The sequence below is a fragment of the Barnesiella sp. ET7 genome, assembly GCF_024733785.1.
Taxonomy (GTDB): Bacteria; Bacteroidota; Bacteroidia; order Bacteroidales; family Barnesiellaceae; genus Barnesiella; species Barnesiella merdigallinarum.
The window spans coordinates 129761-148474 of record NZ_JANRHM010000004.1; the positions used below are offsets into that span (position 1 = coordinate 129761).

Here is an 18714-nt window from a genome sequence, read left to right on the forward strand (position 1 = left end):
GGCACGCGACGATTATCGATCCGACGGCAGTGGCTCGGCCATGAGTTCATAGGGCATGGCATCGACAATCTTCACGCGACAAAATTCGCCGACGGGCAAAGTGCGGGTTTTGGCAATGAGCACCTCGGGATCGACCTCGGGCGAGTCGTATTCGGTACGTCCCACGTAGTAATCGTCTTCCTCGCGGTCGACCATCACGTCGAACTCCTGCCCCACCTTCGAGCGGTTGCTCTCGAGGGCAATCTCCTCTTGCAGAGCCATCAGTTCGTCGAGCCGGGCCTGCTTCACCTCCTCGGGAATCGAGTCGGGGAAGTGTTTGGCGGCATAGGTGCCCTCCTCCTCGGAGTAGGCAAAGGCCCCCATGCGCTCGAAACGGGCATCGCGCACAAACTGCTTCAGCTCCTCGAAATCCTCGTCGGTCTCGCCGGGATAGCCCACCATGAGGGTGGTGCGTATATGGATACCGGGCACCTCGGCCCGTATGCGTTTCAACAAATCGTAGGTCTCCTGCTTGGTCACGTGGCGGCGCATATCGGTGAGGATGTGGTCGCTGATGTGCTGCAAGGCGATGTCGAGGTAGTTGCACACGTTGGCATGGCGACGCATCACCGGCAGGATGTCGTAGGGGAATTGCGAGGGATAGGCGTAGTGCAGGCGTATCCACTTCACACCCGGAATCTGAGCCATGCGGTCGATGAGCTCGGCCAACTTCTGCTCGCCATAGAGGTCGAGCCCGTAGGACGAGAGGTCCTGTGCAATAATCTGGAACTCCTTCACGCCGCGGGCTACCAGCGAGCGCACCTCGTCGAGCAGCTCGTCCATGGGATACGAGACGAAGCGCCCCGTGATGAGCGGTATCGCGCAGTAGGAACAGAAGCGGTTGCACCCCTCGGCAATCTTCACATAGGCATAGTGCGGGGGTGTGGTAAGGATGCGTCCGAAATCCTTATCATCGTCGTCGTTGCGGGCCCCCAGGTCGGTAAGCAGATTATCCCAGTCGAACTTCCCGTAGAACTTGTCTACCTCGGGAATCTCGGTCTCGAGCTCCTCGCGATAGCGTTGCGAGAGGCAACCCATCACGTAGAGGTGACGTATCTTGCGGGCCTTCTTGGCCTCGACCATCTGCAGAATCATCTCGATCGACTCCTCTTTGGCGTCACCGATAAACCCGCAGGTATTGACCACCACATATTCGCTCGACACCTTTTCGGGGTCGTGACGCACTTTGTAACCGGCTTCGGAGAAACGATGCAACAGCCGTTCCGAATCGACCAGATTCTTGGAACAGCCCAACGTAATAATATCGACGCTATTCTTTATCATCTTGACACTACATGAAAAAAAAGACGGCTACGAGAGTCGGCACCCGACTCCCCAGCCGTAAATACATTCCTGAAAAATCAATCGCCAAACAGAGAGTCGACAAACTCTTTGCGGCGGAATACCTGCAAGTCTTCCATACCCTCGCCCAGACCGATGTACTTGACGGGGATTTTGAAGTGGTCGGAGATACCGATGACCACGCCGCCCTTGGCCGTACCGTCGAGTTTGGTAATGGCCAGCTCGTTCACCTCGGTAGCCGCCGTAAACTGCTTGGCCTGCTCAAAGGCATTCTGTCCCGTAGAACCGTCGAGCACCAGCAGCACCTCGTGCGGAGCCCCGGGCACGATCTTCTCCATCACCTTCTTGATTTTGGTGAGCTCGTTCATCAGATTCAGCTTGTTGTGCAGACGGCCGGCGGTGTCGATTATCACCACGTCGGCGTTGTTGGCTTTGGCCGAGCTGAGGGTATCGAAAGCCACCGATGCCGGGTCGGCCCCCATCTTCTGCTTCACGACAGGCACACCTACCCGCTCGCCCCAAATCATCAGCTGCTCTACGGCAGCGGCCCGGAAGGTATCGGCGGCACCCAGATAGACACTGTTGCCGCGCTTCTTGTACTGGTAGGCCAGTTTCCCGATGGTGGTCGTCTTGCCCACACCGTTCACGCCTACGACCATAATCACATAGGGTTTCTTGTCGGCCGGCACGGTAAACTCGCCCGACTCTTCCACGCTGTTTTCGGTCAGCAGGGCCGTGATCTCTTCGCGAAGAATACGGTTCAACTCGTTGGTATTGATATATTTGTCGCGAGCCACCCGCTTCTCTATCCGCTCGATGATACGCAGCGTAGTCTCTACGCCCACGTCCGAGGTAATGAGCACCTCTTCCAAGTCGTCCAGAATGGCATCGTCGACCTGAGACTTGCCGGCAACGATACGGGCCAATTTGGAGAATACGCCCTCTTTGGTTTTGGAGAGACCTTTGTCGAGCGTCTCTTTTTTCTCTCTCGAAAAGAAATCAAAAAATCCCATATGTGAATATTTAATGTATCCGTGCGGGTCCCGCCGCACGTTATGCAAAGCTATAAAATTATCATGGTAAAAAAAAACTTCCTTACACATTTTGTATAAGAAAGTTTTCTTTATATTGCGCTAATTATGACTTACTTACTCAGTACGTCCTTCACCGAGTCGTTGGGAACCATTTCCTCTTGGAAAGTGTAAGCTCCCGTCTTCGGCGATTTCACCATTTTAATCACTTTCGAATAAGTACGGCCTTCGCCTTTTTGCAACGATGCAACTGTTTTCTTTGCCATGGTTCAATCCTTCCTTATTTTATTTCTTTGTGTACAGTAACTCTCTTCAGGATGGGGTTGTATTTTTTCAACTCCAAACGCTCTGTGGTATTTTTTCTGTTTTTGGTGGTAATATAACGCGATGTTCCAGGCATACCACTAGCCTTGTGCTCCGTGCACTCAAGGATTACTTGAACGCGATTACCTTTTGCTTTCTTTGCCATATCTTAATACAACATTTTTACTTCAGTTAAATACCCATTTCCGGCAGCTTGTTTGAGAGCTGCGTCTAATCCCATTTTATTGATTGTACGAAGACCGGCAGCCGACAGTGTAAGCGTAATCCAGCAATCCTGTTCTACCCAATAAAATTTCTTCGTAAAGAGGTTGACACTGAATCTTCTTTTCGTTCTTCTTTTCGAGTGCGAAACGTTGTTGCCAACCATTGCTTTTTTCCCTGTAATTTGACAAATCTTTGACATCGCTATCTATAATTTTATTTGTTTTTTCTTACTGCTTTCGCAAACAGAGTGCAAAGTAAAGCATTTTAAGAATAGCTTCCAAATTTTTAGCCGATTAAAATGGAAACTTTTTCTCTCCGACCTACTCGGTCATCAGCTGCACCAGCATGAGCAGAGCCGCCTGAGTGGCCCGTGCAATCACCTGTTCGCGGTCTCCCTCGAAGCGGAAACAGTCTACTTTGTCGCGGTTGCCATAGCGTGCGGCTATCCACACGGTGCCCACCGGTTTCTCGGGGGTACCTCCACCGGGGCCGGCTATGCCCGAGGTGGCTACCGCACAGTCGGTCGCGAGCAAGCGTTGCACACCGGCGGTCATCTGCAACACGGTTTCGCGGCTCACCGCCCCGCACTGTTCGAGTGTCTGGGGCGAGACGTGCAGCACATGCTCCTTCACCTCGTTGGCGTAGGCCACCACACTGCCCTTGAAATAGACCGAGCTGCCGGCCACCCGCGTAATCTCGTGGGCTATGTTGCCGCCCGTGCAACTCTCGGCCGTGGCCAGGGTTTCGCCCCGGCGGGCCAACAGCAGCCCCAGCGCTCCGGCCAGCGTGGCATCGCTGTCACAAAAGAGGTGCGGTCCCAGCAGGTCCTTCAACTTGTCGAACTGCCCGTCGATCAGGGGTTGCAACTGCGCCTCGTCGTCGCCGCGAGCCGTCAGCCGCAGGCGTATGACACCCGGTGTGGGCAGATAGGCCAGCTTGATGCAGGCGGGCAGTTGTGCCTCAAACCCGGTGAGCGACTCGGAGAGGCGCGACTCGGTGAAATCCTTCACCAGACAGGTGCGGTGCAGGATGGCCGAATGGTCGCCGAAGTGGCGGCGCAGCCGGTCGATGACCGAGGCCTGCATCACCGTCTTCATCTCGATGGGGACACCCGGCATCGAAACCAGCACCTTGCCCTCCCGCTCGAACCACATGACGGGCGCCGTGCCCACGGGGTTCTCGATGACGGTGCAGACGTCGGGTACATAGGCCTGGTCGTGCGTCGAGGTGTTCATCTGCAGGTGACGGCGGCGGAAAATCTCCTCGACGTGGGCACAAACGGTCTCGTCGAAAATCATCTTGCCTCCGAAGTAGCGGCAGAGGGTCTGCTTGGTAATATCGTCTTTCGTGGGGCCCAGACCACCGGTCATCAGCACCACGTCGACCCGGCCGAACGAGCTGTCGAGCGCGTCGGTAATCTCGCGCTCCCGGTCCCTCACGGTCGTGATTTCGGTGACCTCCCAGCCTATATGGTTCAACTCACGGGCTATCCACCCCGAGTTGGTATCGGTGACCTGCCCGATGAGCAGCTCGTCGCCGATGACAATAATCTCGACATTCATCTGTTTTGCATTTATAACTCGACCCGGGCAAAGGGTGCCTTTTCGACGCTGCAAAACTCTTTGTCCAGATACTTGTAATATCCTGTAATAGCCACCATGGCGGCATTGTCGGTCGTGAAGGAGAAGGGAGGCAGATAGACCGTCCACCCATAGCGGCGGGCATACTCCTCAAAGGCACCGCGCACCGCCGAGTTGGCCGACACGCCGCCGGCCACGGCCACATGCTTGATGCCCGTCTGTTTCACGGCCTTGTAGAGCTTGTCCATGAGTATGTCGACAATGGTCGCCTGCAACGAGGCGCACAAGTCGCACTGGTTCTTGGCAATGAAATCGGGGTCCTCCTTCACGCGGTCTCTCAGCAGATAGAGGAACGAGGTCTTCAACCCGCTGAAACTGTAGTCGAGCCCGGGGATATGCGGCTTGTTCAAGGCAAATGCCTTGGGATTTCCCTCCTTGGCCAAGCGGTCGACAACCGGTCCGCCGGGATAGGGCAACCCCATCACCTTGGCGCATTTGTCGAAGGCTTCGCCGGCCGCATCGTCGATAGTCTGCCCGATAACCGACATCTTGTTATAGGCCTCTACCTTTATAATCTGCGAATTTCCACCCGAGACGAGCAGACACAGGAAGGGGAACGGAGGCCGCGTATCGTCGTCGGGCGAGCGTTTGATGAAGTGAGCCATCACATGGGCCTGCAGGTGATTGACATCGACCAGCGGAATGTTGAGCGCCGTGGTGAATCCCTTGGCAAACGAGGTACCCACCAGCAACGAGCCCATCAGACCGGGCCCGCGCGTAAAGGCTACCGCATTCAACTCTTCGGGTTTGACCCCGGCCCGCTTCAGGGCCTCGGAAACCACGGGGATGATATTTTGCTGATGAGCTCGCGAAGCCAGCTCGGGCACCACCCCGCCGTAGGCTTCGTGTACCGCCTGGCTGGCGATTACATTCGACAGCATCACTTCGTCGCGGATGACCGCAGCCGAGGTATCGTCGCACGACGACTCTATGCCTAAGATTGTTACACTCATATCGTATCGTTTAACTGTGTTATCGTTCCTCTTTCGAGGTTTGCAAAAGTACATATTTATAGCCAAAAAGCGTTCGCCTTTACATTTTTTTTCATAACCACCGCCGAAAGAAAAGAGCCGATTCTATCGAAACTTTCAAAAGGATACACTATTTTTGTATCGTTTTAAATATGAGGAAATTCTATTCGGCATTTCGGCTATTTGTCCATATCGTTATCATTTCTGTCATAGCGATATACACGCTCTCCTATATCCTGCTGTCGGTCCCCGGCATCCAGGACCGGGCGCGTCGTATAGGTATCGAAGAGTTGTCGGCCCTGCTGGGCACCCGGGTAGACATCGACCGCATACAGTTCTCGCCCTTCAACAAGCTCGAACTCTTCGGGGTATACCTGCCCGACCAGCAGGGCGATACGCTCGTTTATGCCAACAAGCTCTCGGCAGGCATCGCCCTCGGCGACCTCGTATTCAACAAAGAACTTATTTTCACCAACATCCAGCTGTTCGGACTCGATGCCCGCATCTCGCAGGCCCGCCCCGATACGGTCACCAACCTGCAGTTTGTCATCGACGCCTTCAAAAGCAAATCGGACAAGCCCAAGGAGAAAATCAAGTTCAAAATAAACAACGCCATCATCCGCCGGGGCAAGATACGCTACGACCTGCTGTCGGCCCCACCGGCCGAGCCGGGACGGTTCGACCCGAACCACATCGGGGTGAAAAACCTCTTGTCGAAACTCTCGATCAAGTCGCTCACCAACGACTCGGTGAATGTCTCGATCAAGCGGCTCTCGTTCGACGAGCGGTCGGGCTTTTCGCTCAACCGCCTGCAATTCAAGCTCGAGGGTAACCGCCGGCAAGCTACGCTGAGCGATTTCAAGGTGCAGCTTCCCAGCAGCCACATCGAGATAAAACCCATAGTGGCCACCCTGCCCGACACGCTGTCGACCCGGAAGATTCTCGACGAGACCCGACTCTCGCTGCAGATACCCCAGGCCCGCATCGCCCTCGGCGACCTGGCCCCGTTCGCACCCCTGCTCGACGAGATAGAGACCTCGGTCGACCTGTCGCTCCACCTGTCGGGTACCCCCAACGACTTCTACGTGCACGCCTTCGATTTCGACTTTGGCCACGGCAGCATCACCGCCCACAGCCAGATTGCCGTCAAGCAGATAGCCGATGCCCGGCAGCGCAGCATCGTGTGCGACCCCATCACGCTACATGCCTCGGCCGAGGGGCTGGCCGATATTCTCCAGAAAATCCCCTCACTTACCGACCAGCAACGCCACACCATAGCCCGCCTGGGTAACGTGCACTTCAGCGGCGACATCGCCAACCGGGGCCGTGACCTGACGGCCTGCGGTACCCTCACGACCGACCTGGGCACCATCCACTCCGACCTCTCGGCCAAGCAAAACGGCCAGGCCGGAACGATGCACTATGCCGGCCTCGTCGAGTCGCAGAAGTTCAACCTCAACGGACTGTTTGCCGAGGGGAACCCCTATGGCGAGATTGTCTTCAAGGTCGAGCTCGACAGCCGAAAGACTCGCCACCAGGCCCCCACCGGCAAAGTAGTGGGAACGGTCAACTACTTCGAATATAAGGGCTACCCCTACGAAAACATCGCCCTCAACGGTGAGTTCGGCGACAACCGCTACAACGGAGTTGCCCGCATCGACGACACTAACGGCCACGTCGAGGTCAAAGGTCTGGCCGTGCTGAAACAGCAGGAGTCGGAGTTTGACCTCACCCTCCAGGCCCGCGACATACACGTAGCCGAATTGCGGTTGATGCCCAGCTTCGAAGGGTCCAAACTGGGATTCAACGTCACCGCCCAATTTACCGGCAACAGCCTCGACAACGCCGAGGGAGCAGTCACAATCGACAGCCTCACCTTCACTACACCCAACGACCGCTTCACCCTCAACCGCTTCAGCCTCGAGGCACACAACCGCCACACACCACAGAGCATCGCCATTACCTCGGACTACCTGAACGGCTGGATCGAGGGGCAATACCGCTTCTCTACCCTGAAGGAGTCGTTGCAGAGACTCGTCGCCCAGACACTCCCCTCGCTGATGCCCCAACCCGAAGAGCCGAAACCGCACTCCCGTCGCAAAAACACGAAAAAGAAGAAAGCCGAAGAGGCCCCCATCAACGACTTCAAGTTCCGCTTTACCATCGAGCCCAACCTGCACATGGCGCAGGTATTCGACCTGCCCGTCACCTTTACCGACCGCGCCACCATCGAGGGCGAGATGAACAACACCCGCAGCACGGCCTCGGTCACCGGGCAGATTCCGCACCTGTGGTACAAGAAACGGCACATCGAAGACACCTACCTCTCGGCCCGTAAGGATACTGCCGGCATGAGCCTCTCGGTCGAGACCAACACCTACAACAAGAAACAGGTGCGCACCACCTGGAGCCTGCGCAGCAAGGCCCACCGCGACAACCTCGACGTGGTGCTCAACTGGAACAACGACACCGAGTCGACCTTCTATGGCGAGGTGAACACCTCGACCGTATTCTCGCGCACCGACAACGAGGGTGACCTGCAGATGCACACGCACATCAACCCCTCGGTACTCATCTTCAACGATACCATCTGGCAGATGAAACCGGCCGACCTCACCGTAGCCGACAAGCGGGTCGAGGTGCACAATTTCGAAATTTCGCATGCCCCCCAATACATTCTCATCGACGGGGTGGCCTCGGACCAGGAGAACGACCTGTTGAACATACAGCTCAACGACGTAGACCTCGACTACATATTCGGCACGCTCAACATCAAGCACGTGTCGTTCGGAGGCAACGCCACCGGCAATCTGGTAGCCTCGCACCTCTTCACACCGGCGCCCCGGCTCAGCACCGAGCAGTTCGACGTCAGGAATTTTGCCTACAACGGAGCCGTGTTCGGCGACCTGCACCTCTTCAGCATGTGGGACAACGACAACCAGGGCATCCTGATGAAAGGGTTTGTCGAAAACCCGGAGGAGAAACAGACCTATATCGACGGCTACATCTTCCCCACGCGCGACTCGCTCGCACTCTCGTTCGACCCCGACCGGCTCAACATCGCCTTTCTGCAACCTTTCGTCGAAACGGTGATGACCGACGTTTCGGGTGTAGCCAGCGGGCACATCGACTTCTACGGCAACTTCAAGGCGCTGAACGTGACGGGCGACGCCTATGTCGAAAACTTCAACTTCGGCATCGGCTACCTCAACACCCGCTACACACTCACCGACAGCATTCACTTCTCGCCCACCCGCATCTGGTTCGACAATGTCACCGTCTATGACAAGCTGCGACACACGGCCAAGGGGTCGGGCTGGCTCTCGCACCACAATTTCAAGGACCTCGCCTACGACATCGCCATCACCGATGCCCGCGACTTCCTGTCCTACGACATGACCGAACGACAAAGCCCCACCTACTACGGTACCATCTACGGCACGGGATCGGCCCTCATCAAGGGCGAACCGGGCTACAACCGCATCGACGTGAACATGGCTACCGGCGACCAGTCGAACTTCACCTTCGTCTTGTCGGGCTCCGAAGCGGCCGGCGAATACGACTTCATCACCTTCACCAACTCGGCTCGCTCGATGGCCGAGGCCGATGAGAGCCAGGTCGACAGCACGGCTATCCTCAACAATGCCCGCATGATGGAGAGCAACCAGGCACAAGAGAACAGCATCCTGGCCCTCAACCTGCAAATCGAAGCGACCAACCAGGCCAAAATGAATCTGGTGATGGACAAATCGACCGGCGACATGATCAAGGCTACCGGCCGGGGCAGTATCCTGCTCGAGTACAACTCGATGGACGACGACATCAAACTCTATGGCTCTTACGTGCTCGAGAAGGGTAGCTACAACTTCAGCCTGCAGGACATCATCACCCGCGACTTCTCTATCAAGGAGGGGAGCCGCGTATCCTTCCACGGCGACCCCATGGCCACCAACCTCGACATATCGGCCATCTATTCGCTCTCGGCCAACCTGCTCGACCTCGACGAGAACTTTGCCAACGACAAGGAGCTGACCCGAACCACCGTGCCGGTGCAGACTATCCTGAATGTGGCCGGCGATGTGCGTCGTCCCGACCTCAGTTTCGACATTGCCTTCCCCACCCTCACGCAGGATATGGACCGCCGGGTGCGCAGCATCATCAGCACCAACGACATGATGAATCGCCAGATTATCTACCTGCTGGCCTTGAACCGCTTCTACACCCCCGATTTCATGAACATGGGGCAAAGCCGGAACAACGAGCTGGTGTCGGTGGCCTCGTCGACCCTCTCGTCGCAACTGGGCAACATTCTGGGACAGTTGAGCGACAACTGGAATATCTCGCCAAACTTCCGCAGCGAGAAGGGCGACTTCTCCGACATGGAGGTAGACCTGGCCCTATCGAGCCAGTTACTCAACAACCGGCTGATTTTCAACGGGAACTTTGGTTACCGCGACAATACAATCAACAACAACACCTTCATCGGCGACTTCGACCTGGAATATCTGCTCAACAAGAGCGGCACCATACGGCTCAAGGCCTACAACCACTACAACGACCAGAACTACTACATCAAGTCGGCCCTCACTACCCAGGGCGTGGGCATCATGCTGCGCCACGACTTCAGCCTCTGGAGCGACCTCTTCAAGCGGAGCCCCCGGCCCGAAGCGGCTGTCGACTCTGTCCGCACCACCCCGCAGAGCACTCAGCCCGAAGCTCCGGCCGATTCGACTCGTACCGTCCGACCCGAAACCCCGACCCTGCCGGCCGACTCTACCCGGGTTGTCTCACGACAACCGGCCCTCAAACCCGACGAGCCGAAAGAGAAATAGTCTACTCCTCTCCCGGCTCGCCCGTTATCTTGTTATATATATTGTACAGGAATTACAGCTCGTCGCACTCGCGCAGCCACATCGCGCTCGACGCGTCGCTGGGCATGCGCCAGTCTCCTCGCGGCGACAGGCTTACCGACCCCACCTTGGGCCCGTCGGGCAGGCAGGAGCGTTTGAACTGCTGGTTGAAGAAGCGACGGCAAAAGACCTTCAGCCACTTCTTGATTGTCGCGTCGTCGAACTCGCCATCGAAGGCATACCGGGCCAGACAGTAAAGCTTGGCCGGCGAGAATCCATAGCGCAGCATGTTGAAGAGGAAGAAGTCGTGCAGGTCGTAGGGACCCACCAAGTCCTCGGTCTTCTGCTTGATTTCGCCGTTTTCGTCGGCCGGAATCAACTCGGGACTGATAGGCGTGTTCACAATATCGAGCAGCGTATCGCGGGCCTCGCCCGTCAGTTCGTTCTCGGCCACCCAGTGCACCAGATACTTGACCAGTGTCTTGGGAATGCTCGTCGACACGCCATACATCGACATGTGGTCGCCGTTGTAGGTGGCCCAACCGAGAGCCAGCTCCGACAGGTCGCCGGTACCTATCACGAGACCTCCCGTCTGGTTGGCAATATCCATCAATATCTGGGTGCGCTCGCGCGCCTGAGAGTTTTCGTAAGTGACATCCTGCACCGTCGCATCGTGCCCGATGTCGCGGAAGTGCAGCTCGCACGCCTCGCGAATCGAGATTTCGCGAATCGTAATCCCCAGGGCCTGCATCAGCGCCACGGCATTGCGATAGGTGCGGCCCGTCGTGCCGAAGCCCGGCATGGTCACCCCGATGATTTTTTGCCGGGGCTCGCCCAGCCGGTCGAGCGCTTTCACGGCCACCAGCAAGGCCAACGTCGAATCGAGTCCGCCCGAGATACCTATCACCGCACTCTGTGCCCGCGTGTGAATGAGCCGCTTGGCCAGACCTGCAGCTTGAATGGAAAGAATCTCCTCGCAACGGTCGTGCAGCGTGGCCGAGTCGGAGGGGACAAAGGGACGCGGCGACACCCGTCGGGTCAACCGCAACGGCACATCGGCCAATGCGAAGGGGATGCGACGCACGGGACGCTCCATCGACTCCGTGCCCTGGGCAAACGAGGTCTTGACCCTACGCTCGGTGCGCAGCCGCTCCACGTCGATTTCGCTCACCGCCAGACGGGGCGACTGTACAAAACGCTCGGTCTGCGCCAATATCGAGCCGTTCTCCAGCACGATGCCGTTGCCGGCAAAGACCAGATCGGTAGACGACTCGCCAAACCCGGCCGAGGCATAAACATATCCCGCCAGACAGCGGGCCGACTGCTGCTGCAACAGCGAGAGCAGATAGTGGTGCTTCCCGATGAGTTCGTTGGTAGCCGACAGATTGAGAATAATATCGGCCCCCTGCCGGGCCAGATGCGAGCTGGGCGGAATAGGCACCCACAGGTCTTCGCACAACTCGATACCCACCACGGCACCCGCACTCTCGAAGAGCAGGTCGACCCCGAAGGGTACCCGGCTGCCACACAGCTCCACAGTCTCGCCCGTGACCGTCAGGCCCGAAGCGAACCAACGCTCCTCGTAAAACTCCTTATAGTTGGGCAGATAGCTTTTGGGAACCACTCCCAGGATGCGCCCCTGCTGAAAGGCCACGGCGCAGTTGTACAGGCTGTTGCCCCACGCCACCGGCATGCCCACCACACACAGCAACGAGGTACGGGCGGTCGCCTCGAGCAACCCGGCCAGGGCTCGCTGTGCCTGCTCGAGCAGCAGGGTGTGGCCGAAGAGGTCGGCACAGGTATAGGCCGTCACCGACAGCTCGGGAAAAACGACAATCTGCACCCCCAGCCCCTCGGCCTCGGCTATCTGTTTTTCTATCTCCTTGACATTATGCGGGCAATCGGCCACCTCCACTCCGGGCACAGCCGCCGCCACTTTTACGAATCCGAAATTTTGTCCCATATCTTCACGGTTAATATCGACAAATGTAAACAAATTAACCGGGATTCAAAACTCCCGGCACGCATATTCCATCATCCTTTTTTACAACCTCGCAGCCCTCGACGAAAAAGGGGGGGGCGTCCCACACAAATGAGCCGCCCCCCCCTTTCGGTGATATGAGAATTTCTGAAAAAAGCGCCGGCGGTGCGGATGCAGCCCGCAGAACAGGCTCTCACCCCGATGGCAAAGCACCGCCGCCACGCTTGGTTACTTCATGGTATTATCCGGTATCACGGGTACATAGAGGTAGCTATCGTACTCGCCACCGGTGTAAATGCGATGACGCCCGGCATTGTGCGTGGCCGGCGAAACAACCACCTCGGCCGGGTCGGCACACTGGGTGGCGTTACCCCCCACGGTAATCATCTCGACCGGTTTCTGTCCGGGCATATAAGTGAACCCGTCGCGCGGAACCGAAATCGAAGCCGAACCGAAGGGAATGGCCGCATTGGCCGGCCGATAAGCCCCCACGGTAAGTTGCAGTATCTCGCCCTCGTCGAAGTAGAGCCCCATGGGCCATATCTCGATTTCGACGGGAACAATCTCGCCCGGTTTCAGTTTCTGCTCGGTGGTAAAGGTGTAGTACGGTTCGGCCTCGGTCGAGCGAGTCTCGTCCAACTGACGCATCGATACCCGCATCAATCCCGTAGCGGCAATGAGGTTGCCCGTGCGGTCGGGGAGCGGCTGGCCGTCGCGCGAGAGTTTCTCTACCCGCACGGCCAGGTCCATGTCGTCGTGGTCGGGGGCCGATACCCACAGGTGCAGCTTCATGTAGCCGGTAATCTCGGTAGGCCGCTCCATGCGATAGCGGTAGGTCACCTCGTGGCGGGCACTGTCCGACTGATATTCACTCACGGCCTGGTCGGCAGGCAACGAGGTGAGCAGGGCACTGTCGGCAGCCGACAGATAGAGTTTGTGGTACTGGGTACGGGCCAGCGGGAAATCCTCCTCGGCACGGCCCACGATGTCGGTACCCCCGGGATTCAACACCGACAGGCGTACCCGCGGTGTCTGCTCCCAACCGTTGTCGATACCCTTCAGGTAGTGGTCGAAGAAGCGGCGCAGATCCTCCACATTCTCGGGCGTGTAATAGTCGAACCACTCGCTGGTGTTGTGCACCCGCAGCCACTTCTCTTTCGAAGCCATGCGGCGGAACCCGGCAAAGGAGCCGTGTGTGTGCACCGAGTTGGTATAGCTGGCTACGACATAGGCCGGAATCTCGATATTCTCGACCCGGGCCGCCTTGTCTTCCCAATAGTCGCACATGAAGGGACGCTCGACAATCATACGGGGCTGGTCCTCGAGCATGCCGTGGGCCGAAGCAAAGGTCTCGGCAATCATCTCGGGAAACTCGGGAGCCGGTATGCCGCCCCGCGTACCCGACTCGCGGTAGTGGTCGCAGAATCCCTCCCAGGGAGCGATGGCAGCCAGATGCTCGGGACGCTCGGCTGCAATGAACCATTGCGATACGGTGAGCCACGAGTTACCCGTCATGCCCACCTTGCCGTTGCTCCACTTTTGCGAAGCTATCCAGTCAATCACATCGCACCCGTCAAGAGCATCCTCGTGCCCCCAGTAGAGCAGATTGCCCTCCGACATGTAGGCACCCCGTTTGTCGGGGTTGACAATGGCATAGCCATGAGCCACCCAATAGGCCGGGTCGGGACCTTCGAACTTCTCCAACCCCGAGGTGGCCGACAAGGGCACCCCCGAACGCATGGGCACATCGTCGAGCATCTGCCCACCTATCTCCTTGCCATAGGGGCTCCACGCCAACAGGGCGGGGCAAGCCTCGTCGCCCACGGGGCGGAACACATCGGCATAGATGGTCACGCCGTCGCGCAGCCGGATGGGCACATCGCGCTCGAGCAAAATATCGCACGGCAGCGGCATGGCACCTTCGCGGCGCACACTGCCGGCCTTCAAAATCAGAGTATCGGGATTGAACCCCGGATAGCGCACCCGCGGTGCATCTACCGGTAAAGCCTTGCGAAGAGGAACTTTCATCTCTCGCCCCTGGGCATCGTGCAGCGTAACCTCCTGACGGGCCGGTACACCGCACTGCGTGCAAAGGGCCATCAGCGCCAAAGCGCCTGTATACATCCATTGCCTGGTCATATCGTAATCCTTTTTATCGGTTAAACATTTCGCTCTTTTGTGAGGCAAATTTCGTCAATCTTTCTCGGTTGCCATTGTTAAATCAAGAGCCGAAATTGGTTAAATACTGAACATTTCCTATCTTTAGCCGCATCAATTTTACCACCCTGAGCCATGACCGAAAAAATCATACGACTGAGCGAACTTACAGAATACCACCAGGTAAAAGAGGTATACGAAAACAGCCTGGCCTGCTTCGAGATGAACAGCCATTTGGTAAACATCGACACCATACCGCCGGTATTTGCCGACATCTTTTCGGTAGTGTTGATTCGGCAGGGGTCGGCCACCTTCTCGCTGAACTATCGCGACTACACCGTGGGCAAGGACGACATGCTGCTCTTCTGGCCCAGCCTGCTGGTATCGCTCACCCGGCAGAGCCCCGACTTCGTGGCCCTGCATCTGCTGTGCGAGCGCACCCTCTTCGAACGGCAACTGACTACCGACCCGGCCTACCAGCAATACTCGCTCTTCTTTTTCCAAGCTCAGTCGCCCATCCTTCACCTGCCCGACCATCTGGCTCAAAATCTGGCCGACGACCTGCGGCAGCTCGCCCGCCACATCGTTACACCGGGGCCCTACCAGGGTAACAGGCTGCAACACCTGCTGCACGTCGTGATGCTGCAAGTGCTCGAGCGGATTGCCCATCGGACCGATGCGGCTACTCCACTCTCCCACCCCGAGCGGCTGTTCCAGCAATTCATCACGCTGCTCACCCGCCACTACAAGCGCGAGCACACCATCGACTTTTACGCCCGCAGCCTCTCCATATCGCCCTCTTACCTCTCGCGCATCATTCGCCAGACCACCCACAAGACGGCCGGCTACTTTATCAACGGGCTGCTCTATGCTGAGGCGTGCCGCCTGCTGCGACACACCGACCGCACCATACAAGCCATTGCCGATGAACTGAATTTTTCGGACCAATCGGCCTTCGGCAAGTTCTTTAAGACCAATGCCGGACTGTCGCCTCTGCGATACCGAAACCGAAGCGTAAAATCATAGGCACAAACAACAATCTATTTTACAGAAACTTAACAAAGCATGTCACAGCAGAAGCCCCTTCTGAAAATCTTTTTCACATTGCTAAAAATAGGTTAAACCAACCTGTTAAAAAACAATAAAAAGAATATATGCTTTTATGTTTTTCGTAAAAGTGTATTCTATATTTATCCCCCCAAGAGAAAATATATAGAATAGTTAATCGTATAACTCACTTTTTATGCAAAAAATCTACTCGACCCAAGGGGATATGTATTCCGTAAAAAACAGCGGTTTCACCCCGACACATACCATCCGATAAAAATCATCCATATTCTAATTTCTAACCGTATGGAGGGGCCTTGACGTCGGGCTCTTCCCTACCTTTAACTCACTTTTTTATATGAAAAAATTACTATTACTCCTCCCCCTGTGGCTGCTGGCTACCAGCACTTTTGCAGCCGACGAGATGTTATCCAACCCGGGATTCGAAGACTCCTCTTCCAACTTCCTCTTTGGAACCACCTTCGACGAATGGAGTACCACAGGAATCACCGTGGATGTAGAATCTACCGACAAGGTCGAGGGTGAACAGGCCCTGAAAGTTACCAAAGCTACGCGAGACGAAAGCTATTTGAGCCAAGAGATTGCCAACTTCGAGCCGGGAGCCACCTACCGCCTGCGTATCAAGTACAAGGTGCTGACTTCGCAAAACGGCAGCGACGTCAAACTGAACTGCTATTGGGAATCGCCGCGCGACGGTGAGCTCGAACACGACAGCGACAAGCTGAAAACCGACTTCTTCACCGCCGACTCCTGGACCGAAAAGACGGTCGAGACTACCTTCCCCGAAGGGGCTACCCGTTTCTACTTCAACGTGATGGTGGCCAAGAATGCCTCTGTGCTGTTCGACGACTTCAGCTTCCAGAAGACCGAAGGCAGTGCACCCGTCCCCACCGAACCTACCCTGACGGTATCGCCCACCACCTTTACCGAGCTGTCGACCCAACTCAACAAGTCGGTCGACTACCCCACCGTCACCATCACCCAGGCCAACCTCGACAAACCGGTAACCATCACCCTCACGGGTAAGGACGCCAAATACTTCAGCGCCTCGGTACAATCGACTACCGAGCCCTCGCAAGCCGTAGTCTTCACCTACAACCCCACGGTTATCGGCCGCCACACGGCCACGGTCACCATCGAGAGCGCCGGCCACTACGAGCTCACGCAGACCTTCCAGCTGAAGGGCTACTGCATCGACCCCAACAACCCGCCCTCGATCTCGATCGAACCGGCCACCATCCCGGCCTTCACCGCCAAGGTCGACGAGAAGAGCACCGTAACGGCTACCCTCAACAGCCAGAACTGCATCGACTATGTGCGCGCCTCGATCGAACATATCGAAGGGGCAGCCTTCAGCATATCGAGCACCCTCTTTGTCAAGAACATCCCCAACACCGTAGTCTTTACCTTCGCCCCCAAACAGGCCGGTAAGTTCCACTCGAAGATTCACTTTACCACTCTCGAGGGCAAAGAGCTCGTTGTCGACCTCAACGGTACGGCTACCGCTGGCGATACCCCCGTCGAAGAGCCGCTGGTACGGAACTTCAACTGGGACATGAGCAACCCGCGCGAACAACTGTTCGAAACCTTCGACAGTGCCGTCAAGAACGAAAACCTGCAACTCGAAGGCTGGCAGAATGTGACCCGCGAAGGGAACCGCCCCTGGTGGGGATACGAAATCGACGGCGAGAAGATGGCCAAGGCCTCGGGCTACGTATATCAGGAACAAAGCGACGACCAGGTAGAGATGTGGATTGTAACCCCGCCGCTGAGCTACAAGACGGCCGGGAAGACCTTTACCTTCCGCGTCATGGGCGAAAACATCTTTGAGAACTGCCCCACCAAACTCGAGCTCTACTACATCGACACGATACCCAACACGCCCGTATTCTTCCAACCGCTGGAGGTAGGCATACCCGCATCGCCCGACCAAAACGGCGAATGGAACGAGCTCCATGTCAATCTGGAGGGACAGAACATCAACGACGTCTTCTTCATGGCCTTCAAATATACCGGCCGCTGGGGCAATGAAAACGCCGTGACCTACTACATCGACGATATTGGCTGGGGCCGTACCGACCTGCCCGAGATGACCAGCGACTCGACCCACGTGTCGATGATAGCGGCTCAGGGCAAAGACCAGGTGAGCGGGAAAATCACCGTCTCCACCAAGAATCTGACCGAGCCCATCAAGCTGTCGCTCGGCGGAGCCAACCCGAGCAAATTCAAGCTCTCGACCCAATCGCTCCCCACTACGGGCGGCTCGTTCACCGTATCGTTCAACAGCAACAATCTGGGCGTGCACGAAGCCTATGTGAAGCTCGCCTCGCGTGGTGCAGCCGACAAGTATATCCCCCTGTCGGTTCTCGTCAAGTCGGCCTCGGGTATCGACGATACCCACAGCCAGCCCGTCACCATCGCCCAGACGGGACAACGCCTCCACATCCAGGCCGAAGGGCTGCAACACGCGACTCTCTATTCGATTGCGGGTGTACTGACAGGCCAATTTGCGGCCGAAGGCGAAACGATACAGACCCCCGAATTGCCCCGGGGTGTCTATATCCTCCAGGTAACGACAACAGCCGGTAAAACGACCCACAAGATTGTACTCCGCTAAAGTGTAAAAGGAGATACTGCGGCTCCCCCCGAGGAGCCCGGTATCGCTCCCGATAACCCTATCCGGCCCCGGCGCGCGACCAGTTCCACGCCGGGGCCGCTCTTTTAAAAGGGCTCGACGAGCATCACAACCATCCCTACCCTCCCCCGCAGGTACCCCCGCAAAAAGTTTTTCAAAAAAAACAGCCAGGCCAACAAACAGGTAACTATTTGTTTCCTTGAAAGATAAAACGGCACTCGATTTTTTTTGAAAAAATTCTTGCCCGATATGTTGTGTAGAAAGAAAAAATGCCCTATCTTTGCCGTCGCAAAACCAAAATGGTGCGGTAGTTCAGCTGGTTAGAATACATGCCTGTCACGCATGGGGTCGCGGGTTCGAGTCCCGTCCGCACCGCCAGTAAAGCGAGGATGACTCCTTTACGAAAACAGAACATGGTGCCTGTAGCTCAGTTGGTTAGAGCATCGGATTGTGGTTCCGAGGGTCGTGGGTTCGAGTCCCATCTAGCACCCCACAAAAGGAGCGAGAACAAA

General features: G+C 56.7%; 12 protein-coding genes and 2 tRNA genes. 5 read left to right on the forward strand and 9 right to left on the reverse strand.

What is annotated here, in order from left to right; translation table 11 throughout:
• Positions 1 to 12: 12 nt before the first annotated feature.
• The 7 genes from rimO to tsaD form a co-directional block, all read right to left on the reverse strand.
• Entirely contained in the window at positions 13 to 1323 is a 1311-nt protein-coding gene (rimO, locus tag NW211_RS03915) for a 30S ribosomal protein S12 methylthiotransferase RimO (protein WP_258326986.1), read from the reverse strand.
• 77 nt (positions 1324 to 1400) lie between these two features.
• Entirely contained in the window at positions 1401 to 2354 is a 954-nt protein-coding gene (gene ftsY / locus NW211_RS03920) for a signal recognition particle-docking protein FtsY (RefSeq protein WP_087407674.1), read from the reverse strand.
• 131 nt (positions 2355 to 2485) lie between these two features.
• Positions 2486 to 2638: a DUF4295 domain-containing protein gene (locus NW211_RS03925; RefSeq protein WP_087407675.1), complete on the reverse strand. Its 153-nt coding sequence runs from the start codon at positions 2636 to 2638 to the stop codon at positions 2486 to 2488.
• A 14-nt stretch (positions 2639 to 2652) separates the two neighbouring features.
• The gene (rpmG, locus tag NW211_RS03930; RefSeq protein WP_008861764.1) at positions 2653 to 2841 is read right to left on the reverse strand and encodes a 50S ribosomal protein L33; all 189 of its coding nucleotides are present in this window, start codon (positions 2839 to 2841) and stop codon (positions 2653 to 2655) included.
• Between the two features lie 3 nt (positions 2842 to 2844).
• Entirely contained in the window at positions 2845 to 3099 is a 255-nt protein-coding gene (rpmB, locus tag NW211_RS03935; RefSeq protein ID WP_087407676.1) for a 50S ribosomal protein L28, read from the reverse strand.
• A gap of 121 nt (positions 3100 to 3220) precedes the next feature.
• Positions 3221 to 4462 carry a competence/damage-inducible protein A gene (locus tag NW211_RS03940; RefSeq protein ID WP_258326987.1) on the reverse strand — a complete coding sequence of 414 codons (1242 nt, stop codon included), beginning with the start codon at positions 4460 to 4462 and terminating at the stop codon, positions 3221 to 3223.
• Between the two features lie 11 nt (positions 4463 to 4473).
• Positions 4474 to 5493 carry a tRNA (adenosine(37)-N6)-threonylcarbamoyltransferase complex transferase subunit TsaD gene (gene tsaD / locus NW211_RS03945; protein ID WP_087407678.1) on the reverse strand — a complete coding sequence of 340 codons (1020 nt, stop codon included), beginning with the start codon at positions 5491 to 5493 and terminating at the stop codon, positions 4474 to 4476.
• 170 nt (positions 5494 to 5663) lie between these two features.
• On the opposite strand from tsaD, the gene NW211_RS03950 reads away from it, so the two are divergent.
• Positions 5664 to 10343, forward strand: a complete 4680-nt coding sequence (locus tag NW211_RS03950) for a translocation/assembly module TamB domain-containing protein (RefSeq protein ID WP_258326988.1) — start codon at positions 5664 to 5666, stop codon at positions 10341 to 10343.
• 52 nt (positions 10344 to 10395) lie between these two features.
• Here NW211_RS03950 and NW211_RS03955 read toward each other — a convergent pair whose 3' ends face one another.
• Positions 10396 to 12324: an NAD(+) synthase gene (locus NW211_RS03955; protein WP_087407680.1), complete on the reverse strand. Its 1929-nt coding sequence runs from the start codon at positions 12322 to 12324 to the stop codon at positions 10396 to 10398.
• Positions 12325 to 12570: 246 nt separating this feature from the next.
• Entirely contained in the window at positions 12571 to 14481 is a 1911-nt protein-coding gene (locus NW211_RS03960) for a CocE/NonD family hydrolase (RefSeq protein ID WP_258326989.1), read from the reverse strand.
• A gap of 153 nt (positions 14482 to 14634) precedes the next feature.
• Here NW211_RS03960 and NW211_RS03965 point away from each other — a divergent pair, with 153 nt between their 5' ends.
• The 4 genes from NW211_RS03965 (at position 14635) to NW211_RS03980 (ending at position 18695) form a co-directional block, all read left to right on the forward strand.
• On the forward strand, positions 14635 to 15525 hold the full coding sequence (locus NW211_RS03965; RefSeq protein ID WP_087407682.1) for an AraC family transcriptional regulator: 891 nt from the start codon (positions 14635 to 14637) through the stop codon (positions 15523 to 15525).
• A 379-nt stretch (positions 15526 to 15904) separates the two neighbouring features.
• Complete coding sequence (locus tag NW211_RS03970) at positions 15905 to 18184, forward strand: T9SS type A sorting domain-containing protein (protein WP_258326990.1); 2280 nt, start codon at positions 15905 to 15907, stop codon at positions 18182 to 18184.
• Between the two features lie 319 nt (positions 18185 to 18503).
• Positions 18504 to 18580: transfer RNA gene (locus NW211_RS03975), tRNA-Asp, on the forward strand.
• Positions 18581 to 18618: 38 nt separating this feature from the next.
• Positions 18619 to 18695 (forward strand) — tRNA-His (locus NW211_RS03980).
• The last annotated feature ends 19 nt before the right edge of the window (positions 18696 to 18714 follow it).

Excerpts from the sequence above, each read along its gene's own strand:
- rpmB (WP_087407676.1), bottom strand. The coding sequence starts at position 3,099 with ATGTCAAAGATTTGTCAAATTACAGGGAAAAAAGCAATGGTTGGCAAC.
- NW211_RS03965 (WP_087407682.1), top strand. The coding sequence starts at position 14,635 with ATGACCGAAAAAATCATACGACTGAGCGAACTTACAGAATACCACCAG.
- NW211_RS03960 (WP_258326989.1), bottom strand. The coding sequence starts at position 14,481 with ATGACCAGGCAATGGATGTATACAGGCGCTTTGGCGCTGATGGCCCTT.
- NW211_RS03970 (WP_258326990.1), top strand. The coding sequence starts at position 15,905 with ATGAAAAAATTACTATTACTCCTCCCCCTGTGGCTGCTGGCTACCAGC.
- NW211_RS03950 (WP_258326988.1), top strand. The coding sequence starts at position 5,664 with ATGAGGAAATTCTATTCGGCATTTCGGCTATTTGTCCATATCGTTATC.
- rpmG (WP_008861764.1), bottom strand. The coding sequence starts at position 2,841 with ATGGCAAAGAAAGCAAAAGGTAATCGCGTTCAAGTAATCCTTGAGTGC.
- NW211_RS03925 (WP_087407675.1), bottom strand. The coding sequence starts at position 2,638 with ATGGCAAAGAAAACAGTTGCATCGTTGCAAAAAGGCGAAGGCCGTACT.
- NW211_RS03955 (WP_087407680.1), bottom strand. The coding sequence starts at position 12,324 with ATGGGACAAAATTTCGGATTCGTAAAAGTGGCGGCGGCTGTGCCCGGA.
- NW211_RS03940 (WP_258326987.1), bottom strand. The coding sequence starts at position 4,462 with ATGAATGTCGAGATTATTGTCATCGGCGACGAGCTGCTCATCGGGCAG.
- tsaD (WP_087407678.1), bottom strand. The coding sequence starts at position 5,493 with ATGAGTGTAACAATCTTAGGCATAGAGTCGTCGTGCGACGATACCTCG.
- ftsY (WP_087407674.1), bottom strand. The coding sequence starts at position 2,354 with ATGGGATTTTTTGATTTCTTTTCGAGAGAGAAAAAAGAGACGCTCGAC.
- rimO (WP_258326986.1), bottom strand. The coding sequence starts at position 1,323 with ATGATAAAGAATAGCGTCGATATTATTACGTTGGGCTGTTCCAAGAAT.